A 14,450-nucleotide genomic window follows, 5' to 3' on the forward strand; every position below is an offset into this window, starting at 1 on the left:
TCGGGTATTTGTTTTTGTGAGCTCTGAAGCGGCCGCCGCTGAGTACCGGCTTGTGACTGGTAAGTCAGCGTCACCTACATCTTAGTGGCCCGGCAGGAGAATTTTTCTCTCAAGTTGATTGCCTTTGCTGAGCGGGACAGATAAACATTCCGCATAAACACAAAAAACCGGTGATTTTGTCTTATGCGCAAACTCGATCGTACCGATATCGGCATTCTCAACAGCCTGCAAGAGAACGCCCGCATCACCAATGCCGAGCTGGCACGCTCGGTGAACCTTTCGCCCACGCCTTGTTTCAACCGGGTGCGGGCCATGGAAGAGCTGGGGGTGATCCGCCAGCAGGTGACCTTGCTGTCGCCTGAGGTGCTGGGGCTGGATGTGAATGTGTTTATCCATGTCAGCCTGGAAAAACAGGTGGAGCAGTCGTTGCATCGCTTTGAAGAAGAGATCGCCGAGCGGCCCGAGGTGATGGAGTGCTACCTGATGACCGGCGATCCGGATTACCTGCTGCGGGTGCTGCTGCCGAGCATCCAGGCGCTGGAGCGGTTTCTCGATTACCTGACGCGCTTGCCAGGGGTAGCCAATATTCGCTCGAGTTTTGCCCTGAAGCAGGTGCGCTACAAGACGGCGTTGCCGTTGCCGGCCAATGGCATGACCTTGCGGGAGTAGGGGGGGGCGGCGCCGGCACAAGGATCGCATCCACCTGTAGGCGCGGGTTCACCCGCGAAGAGGCCGGGACAGCCACCCAATAGGCTGCTTGATATTTTAAACACCCGCAGCCTATGTTGTTGTCAGCCTACAACAACAAGGACAAGCGTCATGAGCACTGCTCAGCTCCAGGGCATCGACGAAATCGAATGCGTCACCCCCGACCTCAACGGCGTCCCGCGCGGCAAGGTGATGACCGCCGAAGGCTTCCTCGAAGGCCGTCGTCTGCAGATGGCCCGGGGCGTGCTGCTGCAATGCATCATGGGCGGTTATCCACCAGCGAAATTCTACGGCAGTGACGACGGCGACCTGGCACTGGTGGCCGAACCCGGTCAGGTCCACCGCCTGCCCTGGAGCGATGACGGCCGCGCCTTGGCCATCTGCGATGCCAACGAGCTGGATGGCCGGCCCTCGGCACTGTCCACCCGGGGCCAGCTGAAGGCCGTGATAGCCCGCTATGCGGCACTGGGCCTGGCGCCGGTAGTGGCAACCGAGCTGGAGTTCTTCGTCTTTGCCCCCAACACCGACCCGCAGCAACCGTTCCTGCCGCCTGTAGGCAGCGATGGCCGCCGCGAGCTTGGCCATTCGGCGTTCAGTGTCAGTTCCAACAACGGCCTGCGCCCGTTCTTCAAGGAGGTGTACCAGTGCATGGCCGCGCTCGGCCTGCCACGTGACACCTTCATGCACGAAATGGGTGTCAGCCAGTTCGAGATCAACCTGCTGCACGGTGACCCGCTGCTGTTGGCCGACCAGACCTTCCTGTTCAAGCACCTGCTCAAGGAAGTGGCGCTCAAGCACGGGCTGACCGTTGTCTGCATGGCCAAGCCGCTGGCGCGTACGCCCGGCAGTTCCATGCACATTCACCAGAGCCTGGTCGAGGTCGGCAGCGGGCGTAACGTGTTCAGTGACGAGCAGGGCCTGCCGACAGACACCTTCCACCACTTCATCGGTGGGTTACAGGCGTGCATGGCCGACTTCACCGCCCTGTTCGCACCCAACGTCAACTCCTACCAGCGCCTGTGCCACCCCTATGCCTCGCCGAACAATGCGTGCTGGTCCGAGGACAATCGTGCTGCTGGCTTGCGCATTCCGGCCAGTGCGCCGGTAGCGCGACGGGTGGAAAACCGCCTGCCTGGCGCCGATGCCAACCCCTACCTGGCCATTGCTGCCAGCCTGGCCGCCGGGCTGCATGGCATCGAGCAGCGCTTGCAGCCATCGCCGGCCATCCAGGGCGAATTCGAAGTGCCCGAGCACCTGAGCCTGCCGTGCACGCTGCACGCGGCCCTTGAAAGGCTCAAGCGCAGTACGCTGGCGCGGGAACTGTTCGGCAGCGAGTTCATCGAAGGCTACATTGCCAGCAAGACCCTTGAGCTGAGCGATTTCTTCGACGAGATCACGCCGTGGGAGCGTCGGGTCCTGGCGGCACAGGCCTGAGCGCGACACAACCTGCACCGGGCACGCCCCCGCAGTGCCAAATAGCTGTCGGGGGCCTGCGCCAGGCGGGTTTTGCCTTTATGCTGCTAGCACCCAAAACTGCCACCTGACCAGGGAGCTCCACGGGACGTATGCGAAATGTATGGAAGCCGTTTCAGTCGTTGTATTTCGCCGCGCTGATGATGTTGATCGGCTCGGGCCTGCTCAGCACCTACCTGGCCCTGCGCCTGGCTGCCGACCACGTCGACAGCCTGTGGGTGGGTGCGTTGATGGCGGCCAACTACTTTGGTCTGGCGGTTGGCGGCAAGGTTGGCCACCGGCTGATCGGACGGGTAGGGCACATACGAGCCTATGCCACCTGTGCCGGTATCGTCGGCGCTGCGGTGCTCGGCCATGGCCTGACCAGCTGGCTGCCGGCCTGGGTCGGGCTGCGCGTGATCGTCGGCCTGGGGATGATGTGCCAATACATGGTCATCGAGAGCTGGCTCAATGAGCAGGCCGATGTGAAGCACCGGGGCGCGGTGTTCAGCGGCTACATGATTGCCTCGTACCTGGGGCTGGTGCTTGGCCAGTTGATTCTGGTGGTGCACCCGCAGCTCGGCCCTGAGCTGCTGATGCTGGTGGCGATGTGCTTTGCCCTGTGCCTGGTGCCCGTGGCGATGACCCGGCGTATTCACCCGGCGCCCTTGCGCCCGGCACCGATGGAGCCGAAGTTCTTCATCAAGCGCGTGCCGCAGTCGCTCAGTACGGTTTTGGGCTCGGGGCTGATTGTCGGCTCGTTCTACGGTCTGGCGCCTTTATATGCGTCAAGCCAGGGGATGAGTACCGAGCAGATCGGTCTGTTCATGGGTAGCTGCATTTTTGCCGGCCTGCTGGTGCAGTGGCCGCTGGGCTGGTTGTCTGACCGTTATGACCGGGCGGTGCTGATTCGGAGTGTGGCAGTGGGGCTGGCGCTGGCGGCTGCGCCATTGGCAATACTGCCCAGTGTGCCGCTGGAGTTGCTGTTCGGTATCGGCTTCCTGATCTCGTTGCTGCAGTTTTGCCTGTACCCGCTGGCGGTTGCCTTTTCCAATGACCACGTGGAAAGCGAGCGCCGGGTATCGCTGACGGCGATGCTGTTGGTGACCTACGGTGTGGGTGCATGCGTCGGCCCGCTGGCGGCAGGGGTTCTGATGAAAGTGCTGGGCGCGCAGATGCTGTATGCCTTCTTCGTATTCTTTGCCCTGGTGCTGGTCTGGCGCATTCGGCCGAAAGCGGTTACCGGCCTGCATCAGGTGCAGGACGCACCGCTGAGCCACGTGGCGATGCCGGCGGCCGGTTCGCCATTGTCGGCGGCGCTGGACCCGCGAGTGGATGAGCAGACGGTGCAGGACGTGATGCAGGCGCCGGTGGCGGCTGAAGACACCGAGGATGAAGAGAAGGGCGGGCAGCAACAGGCGCCTGAACCTGAAGAGGTCAGCAAGTCGGTGTAGGAGCGGGTTTACCCGCGAAGAGGCCAGCCCAGCAGAAACACAAATGAAAACGCCACCTCAGCAGGTGGCGTTTTCTGTTTTACCGACCGACGATCAATAATCGTCCTTGTCGAACCGCCGCGCCTCACGCTGCAGCTGGTACACGAAACTCTCGATCTTGCGTTGAGCCTGCCCGCTCAGGTTGTGGAAGCGCACGCCGGCAAAGGTGGTGTTGATGCGCTCTTCATAGTGCAGATGACGCAGCTCGACCATGGTGTCCACCAGGCCCAGTGGGTTGCCTGCCTTGAAACGCTCATACACCTGGCCCAGTTGCAAGCGGTCTTCGACATTGCCTTCAAAGCGCAGTTTGCAGCCGGTGGCCGAGATATCCAGCAGCTTGCCTCGCATGGCGCCGTTGCCCTTGAGGTGAGCACCGTCGAGGATGATGTCGACCAGCTGCGATAGCTTCAGCGCGGCGCGGAAGGCGTTGCGGCGCTGGTGGTAGGTCACCTCTTGCGGCAGGGCGCCGCTGTAGCAGCGGTGGCCGTCGACTTCGCTGATTTTCAGCGCGTGATCGCATTCCCAGGCGATGCGTACACCATCGTGGAAGCCTTCGACACGGAAGTGCTCGCCGTTCTCGATGAATTTCTCGCCGTCACGGGGGATCATCTCATCCAGTGCCAGGGTGTTGCTTTCGCGGTCCACGTGTACCACATAGCTCTGGAAGCGCTGGCTGCGGTCGTGGAAGGTGATGATCAGGGGGTCGTGGCTTTCCTGCAGCTGCCGCAAGTTGGCCGCAATCTCCAAGGGGGTGCTCAACACCTTGGGTGGTTGCGGGGCATCGGATTCATTGAACACAGCTTATTGTTCTCCAGGCAAAAGCGACACACGCAAGTAACGGCATTTTGCCACTATGTTCTGTGCCTTGATAGAAAAATCACACTTGGCTGAGCGCGCGCGGCTTGGCCAGCGGCGAGGTGCTGCCACGGCTGTCGTAGAGCGAAGGCGAATCGCCGCCCTGAAGGATGCGGATCTGGTTGTTGGTGACGTGTTGCTGCACCTGGATGATCCGGCCATTGGTCTGGTTGACCTGCTGGCAGTCGTCCATCAGTTGCGACAACATGTCGAGCCGCTGCAGCATCACATCACCATGGGGTGACTGCGCAGCTACAGCCTGCACACCGGTGCGGTCGGCACTCAGGCCCAGGCTGCCGAGCAATTGGCTGCGGCGCTGGCCGTGCTGCTCGAGCAAGATGATCAACGACTGCTTGCGCGCCAGGATTTGCTCCAGCAGCGGCATGTCGCGGCCATGCAGGGCGATTGCTTCCTTGTGCAGAAGGTCGAGCAATTCCTGCATCGGGGCAATGTCATCTTCGATCAGTTGCAGCAAGGTGGTGTCGTGCATGGCTAACTCTTGGCTTTTCTGGCGTCCGTGAAGTCAGCGCGCCGTACGGTCAGCGCTGGGCTTCGAAATCAAGCAGTTTGCTGGCGACCCGGCCGGCATCGACCTGGTAGCTGCCGTCGGCGATCGCCTGCTTCAACTGGGCCACACGGGCGCTGTTGACCACGGGCTCGTCGCGCAGCTTGTCGCTGATCTTCTGCAACTGCTGTGCCTCTTGGCTGAGGTGTACCGCCTCTCCGCTGGCGCTGGTGTCTTTCACCGCTTCCTGGCTGGCTGCCGGTTTTTCGGCGCTGCCGGACGCGGTGTTGCCGCGCACGCCGCCCGTGACGGACGGAGAGTTATTCAAACGACTGAAGTCGATGACCATGATCAGAAACCTCTGGGTATTTGGACGCTTGCCTTGTTTTCGGCCAACCCGATATAAACTTTAGGCACAAATGCATTGCCGCCTGTCGGCAAGCCCGCGAACCCGTGTTCTGACACAGTTTAGGAAAAGCGGTTCCTCACTGCCAGCGCAATCTGGTGGCTGGCCTACATACTGACCTCGACCTGGCCCGGGCCGGTCACCCTGGCCTTGACCACGCGTTTGGAATTGAGGTTGCGTACCCGGATCTGCTCGCTCAGGCCGCCCTTGCTCAGGGCTTCGCCCGGCATGCGCACACTCAGGCTGCCACTGCGGGCGATGATCACCACCTGGTCACCCTTGCGCACCACCTCGGCCTGTTCCAGGTGTTGCGGGGTGAGCACCTGGTCGATCACCGTGGGGCGCAGCATCTTCATGCCCACCGCCTGGTCCAGCTCGGTCAGAAAGCCCTGGCCCAGGGTGCCGACATCGCGCTCGCGCAGGGCCACGTCACCTTCGCCGACCGTGTTGTCGCGCTTGAGCGGGCGGGTCACCACCACCACATCGCGGAAAAGTCGCACGGTGGCCGGCACGAATACCGTCCACGGTGCTGCGCCGTTGCAGCGTATCCGTACCGTCACCCGGCCCAGCGGCTGGGCCGGGCTTTCCAGTGAGGCGTCCAGCTGCTGGCTGCACAACGGCATGCGCAGGCGTGGGTCCAGCGGGTTGACCTGGATTTCATAGCGGCCGGCAGTCTGGGTGGTGGACAGATAATCTTCAACGGTGAATTCAAGAAACCCTTGGGTGACACCGATAAGCTGTTCAGGCAAGGTGAACGCGTTCGCCACCGTGCGAACGCCGGGCATCAGCAGGCACAGCGTGGCCAGCGGGCCAGTCAGCAGGCGTGTCAATCGTCGGGAAAATGTCGTTTTCGTGTGCATGACACTCAAAAAAGCAAAGCCCGTGCCGACTCGCTACCTGAGTTGCAACGAAAGGCTGAAACGTTAAGGAGTCTGGCATGGCGGGTGTTATGGATTCGGTCAACCAGCGCACGCAGCTGGTGGGGCAGAATCGCCTGGAATTGCTGCTGTTCCGCCTCAATGGCGAACAGCTTTACGGCATCAATGTGTTCAAGGTCAGGGAAGTACTGCAATGCCCTGCGCTGACCCTGCTGCCCAAGGCGCACCCTGTGGTGCGTGGCGTTGCCAATATTCGCGGGGCGACCATCCCGATCCTCGACTTGTCGATGGCCACCGGGTTGCGGCCGTTGCAGGAAGACACACGCAACAGCTTCGTGATCATCACCGAGTACAACACCAAGACCCAAGGCTTCCTGGTGCATTCGGTGGAGCGCATCGTCAACATGAACTGGGAAGAGATCCATCCGCCACCCAAGGGTACCGGCCGTGATCACTACCTGACCGCTGTCACTCGGGTGGACAACCGCATGGTCGAGATCATCGACGTGGAGAAGGTGCTGGCCGAAGTGTCGCCGTCGTCCGAGTCGGTATCGGCCGGTGTGATCGATGCCGAAGTGCAGGACAAGGCGGTGTTGATGCGGGTGCTGACCGTCGACGACTCGTCGGTTGCGCGCAAACAGGTCAGCCGGTGCCTGCAGACCGTAGGGGTCGAGGTAGTGGCGCTCAATGATGGCCGTCAGGCGCTGAACTACCTGCGTCAGCTGGTGGGTGAGGGCAAAAAGCCGGAAGAAGAGTTCCTGATGATGATCTCGGACATTGAAATGCCGGAAATGGACGGTTATACGCTAACCGCAGAGATTCGCAGCGATCCGCGCATGCAAAAATTGCACATCTGCCTGCATACTTCGCTTTCCGGGGTGTTCAACCAGGCAATGGTCAAGAAGGTCGGTGCCGATGACTTCCTGGCCAAGTTCAAGCCGGACGACCTGGCCCAGCGCGTGGTCGACCGGATCAAGGCAGCGCATTGAAGCAGCCGGGGGCATGCCCTCCGGCACCAGTGATTGAAAAGAGGCGGCAGTAGTGTCTACGGGTAATTTGGATTTCGAACAGTTCCGGGTCTTCCTGGAGAAAGCCTGTGGCATCCTGCTGGGCGAGAATAAGCAGTACCTGGTTTCCAGCCGTCTCAACAAGCTGATGGAACAACAGGGCATCAAGAGCCTGGGTGAGCTGGTGCAGCGCATCCAGGCCCAGCCGCGCGGCGGTTTGCGCGAGCAGGTGGTCGATGCCATGACCACCAACGAGACCCTGTGGTTTCGCGACACCTATCCCTTCGAGGTGTTGAAGAACAAGGTGATCCCCGAGTTCATCCGCAACAACCCCGGCCAGCGCCTGCGCATGTGGTCGGCGGCCTGTTCGTCGGGGCAGGAGCCATATTCCATTTCAATGGCGATCGACGAGTTCGAGCGCAGCAACCTCGGCCAGTTGAAGATGGGGGCGCAGATCGTCGCCACCGATCTCTCCGGCACCATGCTGACCAACTGCAAGACCGGCGAATACGACAGCCTGGCGATTGCCCGCGGCCTGTCCCAGGAACGCCTGCAGCGCTATTTCGACCCCAAGGGGCCGGGGCGTTGGGCGGTCAAGCCGGCGATTCGCAGCCGTGTCGAGTTCCGCTCGTTCAACCTGCTCGACAGTTATGCCAGTCTGGGCAAGTTCGACATCGTGTTTTGTCGCAATGTGCTGATCTATTTCTCGGCGCAGGTGAAGAAGGACATCCTGCTGCGCATTCACAGTACCCTCAAGCCCGGTGGCTACCTGTTCCTCGGCGCCTCGGAAGCGCTGAACGGCTTGCCGGACCATTACCAGATGGTGCAGTGCAGCCCGGGGATCATCTACCAGGCCAAGTAAGCACGAAGGCCGGTATCGAGAGATGCCGGCCTTTTTGTATGCCTATCCGCTGTTCCTGCCGAGCTCCCCGTAGGAGCGGGTTTACCCGCGAAGAGGCCGGCCCTGCTGGCCATTTACCACCCGCCGTTCACCGTTGCCGCCGCTACCGTATTCGCGGGTAAACCCGCTCCTACCACACTGATCGGTGATGGCCACACAATCAGGGGTTGGCCACAGGCCGCGTGTAGGCGCGGGTTCACCCGCGAAAGGGCCGGGCCTGCTGGCCAATTTCCACCAGGCGTTCACCGTTGCCGCCGCTACCGTATTCGCGGGTAAACCCGCTCCTACGCAGATTGGTGGTGGACATACATCGGAGGTTGGACACAGACCGCCGTAGGAGCGGGTTTACCCGCGAAGAGGCCCGCCCAGGAAAACACTGACGTCAATTTTTTGTTTTGCCGCTTTTGCCGCCCATCAATTGCCGCTTTTGTCACCTCAGGCGGAAGGCCTTTGCCGCTTTTCTGGCATCAATCTGACAGTACTGCGCCGCAAAACCCCATAAACACGGGCTTTTCAGTGGTTGGCACAGCCCTTGCTATACCTTGCTCAACGAAATTCCGGTCAACCTCTGAAGGTTTCCCTGACATGAGCATCAGCTTCGACAAGGCGCTTGGTATTCACGAAAAGGCACTGGGCTTCCGCGCCCAGCGCGCTGAAGTGCTGGCCAACAACATCGCCAACGCCGACACGCCCAACTACAAGGCCCGTGACATGGACTTCGCCTCGGTGCTCGCAGCCGAAAGCGACAAGCAGCAGAGCGGCGGCCGCTTCAACCTTGACCGGACCAACAGCCGGCACATCGAAGCTGAGGGCCTGGCCATGGCCGATGAAACCCTCAAGTACCGCACGCCGCTGCAGCCGTCGATCGACCAGAACACCGTGGATGCGCAGATCGAGCAATCGAACTACACGGAAAACGCGATTGGCTTCCAGGCCAGCTTCACCTTGCTCAACAGTAAATTCAAAGGGCTGGTTTCCGCCCTGCGGGGAGAATGACCATGTCCCTTTCCAGTGTCTTCAACATTGCCGGTAGCGGCATGAGCGCACAGAACACGCGTCTGAACACCGTGGCGTCCAACATCGCCAACGCCGAGACCGTGTCTTCGAGCATCGACCAGACGTACCGCGCCCGCCACCCGGTGTTCGCCACCACCTTCCAGAATGCGCAGGCCGGCAGCAGCCAGTCGCTGTTCGAAGACCAGGGCGAGGCAGGGCAGGGCGTGCAGGTAAAAGGCATCGTCGAAGACCAGAGTACCCTTGAAGCACGCTACGAGCCGAACCACCCGGCGGCGAACAAGGACGGCTACGTCTACTACCCGAACGTCAATGTGGTCGAGGAGATGGCTGACATGATCTCCGCCAGCCGCGCGTTTCAGACCAACGCTGAACTGATGAACACGGCCAAGAACATGATGCAGAAAGTGCTGACCCTGGGGCAGTGATAGGAAGCCGACATGACTACCACCAATTCCACTACAGACGTCGGCAGCGCATACCTGACCTCGCTGCAGAAGCAGACGTCCAAGACTGACAGCTCTACCGGCGCCGCCGGCAGCGCGCTGGGCAAGGACGCGTTCCTGCAGTTGCTGGTCACCCAGATGCAGAACCAGAACCCGCTCGACCCGCAGGAAAACGGCGAGTTCGTGGCCCAGTTGGCGCAGTTCAGCAGCCTGGAAAGCATGCAGTCGCTGAACGACGCTGTGACCTACATCGCGGCCGGGCTGCAATCTTCCCAGGCCTTGCAGGCCTCCTCGCTGGTCGGGCGCAATGTCATTGTCCAGACCGACAAGGCCGTGGTCGATACCAGCAAGGACATGAAGGGCTCGGTCAACCTGACGTCGTCCAGTACCTCCACCTCGGTGGGGATCTACGACAAGGACGACAAGCTGGTGCGCACCATCGAACTCGGTACCCAGAAGTCTGGCAGCATCGACTTTACCTGGGATGGCCTGAACGATGACGGTGAAGTCGCGGCCGCCGGGACCTACACCTTCAAGGCCACCGCCTCGATCGATGGCAAGGCCACGGCCATGACCACCAACCTGCCGGCCTCGGTTACCAGTGTGACCATGGGTAGCAACGGTTCGGAGATGACGCTCAACCTGGCCGGGCTGGGCAGTGTTGCGCTTTCCAAAATCCAAAGCATCGGCATCTAGGGCCTGAGCAAAACGACAGGAGTTACACATGTCTTTCAATATCGGCCTTAGCGGCCTCTATGCAGCAAACAAGGCCCTGAACGTTACCGGCAACAACATTGCCAACGTTGCCACCACCGGCTTCAAGTCGTCGCGTGCCGAGTTCGCCGACCAGTACTCCAACTCCATCCGCGGCACCAGCGCGGGCAAGACCGTGATCGGCACCGGGGTAAAGACTGCCGCGGTTTCGCAGCTGTTCACGCCAGGCAACATCAATGCCACCGGCCAGGCGCTGGACATGGCTATCGATGGCAACGGCTTCTTTGCCCTGAACGACAACGGCTCGAAGATCTACACCCGTGCGGGCGCTTTCTACAGCGACAAGGCCGGTTATGTGGTGAATGCTTCGGGTGCCAACCTGCAGGGTTATGCGGTTGGCGAGGATGGCAAGATCATCCAGGGCATCCTGACTGACCTGCAGATCGATACTTCCAACCTGACGCCGAAGCCGACCAGCCTCATCACCGAGAAAATCAACCTGAACTCGGCCGCGACCTCCCCGTCGGTGACGCCCTTCGATCCCACCAATGCCAGTTCCTACAACTTCACGTTCAATACCCCGGTGTACGACAGCCAGGGTAATGAACACCAGATGAATCAGTACTTCATCAAGGACGACGCGACCAATACCTGGTCCATGCACACCACTATCGATGGCCGCAACCCGGCCAATCCGGCTTCCACCACGCCGCTGGTCAACGCCGTGCCGTTCAAGTCCGATGGTACGCTGGACAAGGATGCAATGACTGCGGGTGACGTCGCGGGCGGCCTGAGCATTGGCGAAGACAAGATCTTCCAGCTCAACGACTGGATCCCGGCGCAGAAAAACGCCGCTGGAGAGTGGTCGGCCAATGGCGCCATCGCCAACGCGGACGGTGTGAAGCTGGACATGCTGGGTGCCACCCAATACAACGCGTCGTCCGCAGAAATCGCCAAAACCCAGGATGGCTTCGCCACCGGTGAGCTGTCGGGGCTGAGCATCGACCAGAACGGCTACCTGTTTGCCAGCTTCACCAACGGCAAGGACAAGGTGATCGGCCAGGTGGCGATTGCCAACTTCGCCAACCTGCAGGGCCTGACGCCGATTGGCGGTACCAACTGGAAAGAGTCCTATGCCTCGGGCGTGCCGGTGATCGGCGCTCCGGACACCGGTACCCTCGGCCAGATTTCCGGTGGTGCACTGGAGGACTCCAACGTCGACCTGACCGGCGAGCTGGTCAACCTGATCAAGGCGCAGAGCAACTACCAGGCCAATGCCAAGACCATTTCCACTGAAAGCACCATCATGCAGACCATCATTCAGATGACCTGATGATTGTTTTTGCTGTGGTGTTTGTAATTGGGGCCGCAAAGCGGCCCCAAGAATGTGAAGGTTCATGCGAATGAAGCGGCTGTCGTTACTGGCCTTGTTCCCCCTGCTGGTGCTGGTTCTGCCGGCCCCCGCTGCCCCCGCCCCGTTCTATCAATGGCAAAGCCTGGTCACCGGCCGCTACCTGTGTTCGGCCCACAACCCGGGCAAAGGCTGGGTGCGCCACTCTGGCCCCTACAACAACGCCGCCTGCCGCGCCCATTGAGCAAGCCCTTGCCGCAGGCGGCAAACATCCGCCGACAAACTGACGGTTATTGCCCCTTGCCGCGCTGAAAGCCCCGTAAACCGGGTGTTTCAGACTTGGTTCAATTATTGCTTGGAACCTGCCCAGTGACAGCGCGGCAGCTACGCGCAGAGGAGAAACTGTGGACAAGTTGCTTTATGTGGCCATGACCGGCGCCAGCCAGAACGCGCTGGCGCAGAAGGCCCACGCCAACAACCTGGCGAACATTTCCACCAACGGTTTTCAGCGCGACCTGGAGCAGGCCCGCTCGATGCCGGTGTTCGGTGACAGCTTTCCGGCGCGTGCATTCGCCATGACCGAGCGCCCGGCCACCGACTTCAGTGAAGGCCCGTTGGTCGAAACTGGCCGCGACCTTGACGTGGCGGTGACCGGCAAAGGCTTTATCGCCGTGCAGGCGCCGGACGGCAGCGAAGCCTATGTGCGTACCGGTAGCCTGAACATCGATGCCCTCGGTGTGCTGCGTGCCGGCAATGGCATGCCGGTGATCGGCAACGGTGGCCCGATCGCCATCCCGCCGGAGCAGAAAGTGGAAGTGGGTGCCGACGGCACCATCAGCATCCGCTCCATGGGTGAAGACCCGCGGGTGATGGCCGAGGTCGACCGCATCAAACTGGTCAACCCGGACACCAAAGGCCTGACGAAGGGTCTGGACGGTCTGATCCATACCACTTCCGGCCAGCCGGCCGATGCCGACGTCAACGTGCGGGTGGTGGCTGGCTTCCTGGAAGGTAGCAATGTCAACGCTGTCGAGGAAATGACCTCGGTGCTGGCGCTGTCCCGCCAGTTCGAACTGCACGTCAAGATGATGAATACGGCCAAGGAAGGCGACGAAGCCATGGCTCGGGTTTTGCAAATCGGCTAATCACTTTTGAACGGGTGCCGTAAAACAGGCGCACGAGGAGAACTCACATGCTTCCGGCTCTTTGGGTCGCTAAAACCGGCCTGTCCGCTCAGGACACCAACCTGACGGTCATTTCCAACAACCTGGCCAACGTCTCGACCACCGGCTTCAAGCGTGATCGCGCCGAATTCGCAGACCTGCTCTACCAGATCAAGCGCCAGCCTGGTGCCCAGTCGACCCAGGACAGCGAGCTGCCCTCGGGCCTGCAGGTCGGTACCGGTGTGCGTATCGTGGGCACCCAGAAAAGCTTCGTTGCCGGCAGCCTGCAAACCACCGACAACCCGCTGGACATGGCAGTCAACGGCCGCGGTTTCTTCCAGATCCTGCAGCCGGACGGCACCGTGTCGTATACCCGTGACGGTACCTTCCACCTGAACTCCGACGGCCAGATCGTCACTAACAACGGCTACGCTCTGGAGCCTGCCATTGTCGTGCCTAACGACGCCCAGACCTTCACCGTTGGCCAGGACGGCACCGTGTCGATCACCACCGCCGGCAACCCGGCTGCACAGGTGATCGGCAACATCCAGACCGCCGACTTCATCAACCCGGCCGGCCTGCAGGCGATCGGCGACAACCTGTTCCTCGAGACCGCCGCCAGTGGCGCACCGCAGGTCGGCACCCCAGGCCTGAACGGTTTTGGCACCACCTTGCAGCAGACGCTGGAGAACTCCAACGTCAGTACCGTGGAAGAGCTGGTGAACATGATCACCACTCAGCGTGCCTATGAGATGAACTCCAAAGTCATTTCCACGGCCGACCAGATGCTGTCGTTCGTTACTCAACAGCTCTAAGCCCTGTCACTCAGCTGCGCCCGTGAGGTAAGTGTCATGAATCGTCTGTTGTCCGTTTTCGCCCTGGGGGGGGCGGTGTTGCTGGCAGGTTGCGTCGCACCGACGCCCAAGCCCAACGACCCGTACTATGCGCCGGTGTTGCCGCGCACCCCGTTGCCGGCAGCGGCCAACAACGGTTCGATCTACCAGGCCGGTTTCGAGCAGAACCTGTACAGCGACCGCAAGGCGTTCCGGGTGGGTGACATCATCACCATCACGCTCAATGAGCGCACGTCCGCCAGCAAGAACGCGGGCTCGCAGATCGCCAAGACCAGCAAGACCGACATCGGCCTGACTTCGCTGTTTGGTAGCACGCCCAACACCAATAATCCGTTCGGTGGCGGCGACCTTTCGCTGGAGGCCGGTTATAGCGGCGATCGCGCGACCAAGGGCGACAGCAAGGCCACCCAGGGCAACACGCTGACCGGTTCGATCACCGTCACCGTGGCCGAGGTGCTGCCCAACGGCATCATCGCCGTGCGCGGCGAGAAGTGGCTGACCCTGAACACCGGCGAAGAGCTGGTGCGCATTGCCGGCATGGTTCGCGCTGACGATATCGCCACCGACAACACCGTGCCGTCCACCCGTGTGGCCGACGCGCGCATCACCTACTCCGGTACCGGTTCGTTCGCCGATGCCAGCCAGCCCGGGTGGCTGGACCGCTTCTTCATCAGCCCGCTTTGGCCTTTCTGAGTACGGATGA

Annotated in this window: 17 protein-coding genes; 13 read left to right on the forward strand and 4 right to left on the reverse strand. The window is 61.2% G+C overall.

Going from position 1 to position 14,450, the window contains the following annotated elements:
• Nucleotides 1-183: 183 nt before the first annotated feature.
• From bkdR to ACI7M0_RS07545, 3 genes are all read left to right on the forward strand, one after another.
• Nucleotides 184-669 (forward strand): Bkd operon transcriptional regulator BkdR, encoded by a 486-nt coding sequence (bkdR, locus tag ACI7M0_RS07535; protein WP_003254485.1) that lies wholly within the window; start codon nt 184-186, stop codon nt 667-669.
• 231 nt (nt 670-900) lie between these two features.
• Nucleotides 901-2,142 (forward strand): glutamine synthetase family protein, encoded by a 1,242-nt coding sequence (locus ACI7M0_RS07540; protein ID WP_165366989.1) that lies wholly within the window; start codon nt 901-903, stop codon nt 2,140-2,142.
• A gap of 131 nt (nt 2,143-2,273) precedes the next feature.
• Nucleotides 2,274-3,614: an MFS transporter gene (locus tag ACI7M0_RS07545; RefSeq protein WP_129932591.1), complete on the forward strand. Its 1,341-nt coding sequence runs from the start codon at nt 2,274-2,276 to the stop codon at nt 3,612-3,614.
• 93 nt (nt 3,615-3,707) lie between these two features.
• On the opposite strand, the gene ACI7M0_RS07550 is transcribed toward ACI7M0_RS07545, so the two are convergent.
• From ACI7M0_RS07550 to flgA, 4 genes are all read right to left on the reverse strand, one after another.
• Complete coding sequence (locus ACI7M0_RS07550; protein ID WP_104961042.1) at nt 3,708-4,451, reverse strand: flagellar brake protein; 744 nt, start codon at nt 4,449-4,451, stop codon at nt 3,708-3,710.
• 79 nt (nt 4,452-4,530) lie between these two features.
• Nucleotides 4,531-4,998, reverse strand: coding sequence for a flagella synthesis protein FlgN (locus ACI7M0_RS07555; RefSeq protein WP_010955106.1), 468 nt, complete (start codon nt 4,996-4,998; stop codon nt 4,531-4,533).
• Nucleotides 4,999-5,047: 49 nt separating this feature from the next.
• On the reverse strand, nt 5,048-5,362 hold the full coding sequence (gene flgM, locus ACI7M0_RS07560) for a flagellar biosynthesis anti-sigma factor FlgM (protein ID WP_003254479.1): 315 nt from the start codon (nt 5,360-5,362) through the stop codon (nt 5,048-5,050).
• A gap of 164 nt (nt 5,363-5,526) precedes the next feature.
• A complete protein-coding gene (gene flgA, locus ACI7M0_RS07565; RefSeq protein ID WP_012051593.1) occupies nt 5,527-6,279 on the reverse strand; it encodes a flagellar basal body P-ring formation chaperone FlgA in 753 nt (250 codons plus the stop codon).
• A gap of 77 nt (nt 6,280-6,356) precedes the next feature.
• On the opposite strand from flgA, the gene ACI7M0_RS07570 reads away from it, so the two are divergent.
• From ACI7M0_RS07570 to flgH, 10 genes are all read left to right on the forward strand, one after another.
• Nucleotides 6,357-7,286: a chemotaxis protein CheV gene (locus tag ACI7M0_RS07570; RefSeq protein ID WP_129932590.1), complete on the forward strand. Its 930-nt coding sequence runs from the start codon at nt 6,357-6,359 to the stop codon at nt 7,284-7,286.
• A gap of 52 nt (nt 7,287-7,338) precedes the next feature.
• Nucleotides 7,339-8,166 (forward strand): protein-glutamate O-methyltransferase CheR, encoded by an 828-nt coding sequence (gene cheR / locus ACI7M0_RS07575; RefSeq protein WP_004575768.1) that lies wholly within the window; start codon nt 7,339-7,341, stop codon nt 8,164-8,166.
• A gap of 624 nt (nt 8,167-8,790) precedes the next feature.
• Complete coding sequence (gene flgB / locus ACI7M0_RS07580) at nt 8,791-9,201, forward strand: flagellar basal body rod protein FlgB (protein WP_010955103.1); 411 nt, start codon at nt 8,791-8,793, stop codon at nt 9,199-9,201.
• Nucleotides 9,202-9,203: 2 nt separating this feature from the next.
• The gene (gene flgC / locus ACI7M0_RS07585; RefSeq protein ID WP_003254469.1) at nt 9,204-9,647 is read left to right on the forward strand and encodes a flagellar basal body rod protein FlgC; all 444 of its coding nucleotides are present in this window, start codon (nt 9,204-9,206) and stop codon (nt 9,645-9,647) included.
• A gap of 12 nt (nt 9,648-9,659) precedes the next feature.
• A complete protein-coding gene (flgD, locus tag ACI7M0_RS07590) occupies nt 9,660-10,361 on the forward strand; it encodes a flagellar hook assembly protein FlgD (RefSeq protein WP_003254468.1) in 702 nt (233 codons plus the stop codon).
• A 28-nt stretch (nt 10,362-10,389) separates the two neighbouring features.
• Entirely contained in the window at nt 10,390-11,712 is a 1,323-nt protein-coding gene (flgE, locus tag ACI7M0_RS07595) for a flagellar hook protein FlgE (protein ID WP_014590122.1), read from the forward strand.
• A 70-nt stretch (nt 11,713-11,782) separates the two neighbouring features.
• On the forward strand, nt 11,783-11,974 hold the full coding sequence (locus ACI7M0_RS07600; protein WP_003254464.1) for a hypothetical protein: 192 nt from the start codon (nt 11,783-11,785) through the stop codon (nt 11,972-11,974).
• Nucleotides 11,975-12,134: 160 nt separating this feature from the next.
• Nucleotides 12,135-12,875 carry a flagellar basal-body rod protein FlgF gene (flgF, locus tag ACI7M0_RS07605; protein WP_010955101.1) on the forward strand — a complete coding sequence of 247 codons (741 nt, stop codon included), beginning with the start codon at nt 12,135-12,137 and terminating at the stop codon, nt 12,873-12,875.
• 47 nt (nt 12,876-12,922) lie between these two features.
• On the forward strand, nt 12,923-13,708 hold the full coding sequence (gene flgG / locus ACI7M0_RS07610) for a flagellar basal-body rod protein FlgG (RefSeq protein WP_129932589.1): 786 nt from the start codon (nt 12,923-12,925) through the stop codon (nt 13,706-13,708).
• A gap of 36 nt (nt 13,709-13,744) precedes the next feature.
• Entirely contained in the window at nt 13,745-14,440 is a 696-nt protein-coding gene (gene flgH / locus ACI7M0_RS07615; protein ID WP_003254461.1) for a flagellar basal body L-ring protein FlgH, read from the forward strand.
• Nucleotides 14,441-14,450 lie beyond the last annotated feature (10 nt).

It is taken from the genome of Pseudomonas sp. 10(2024) (genome assembly GCF_045164175.1).
Classification (GTDB): domain Bacteria; phylum Pseudomonadota; class Gammaproteobacteria; order Pseudomonadales; family Pseudomonadaceae; genus Aquipseudomonas; species Aquipseudomonas alloputida.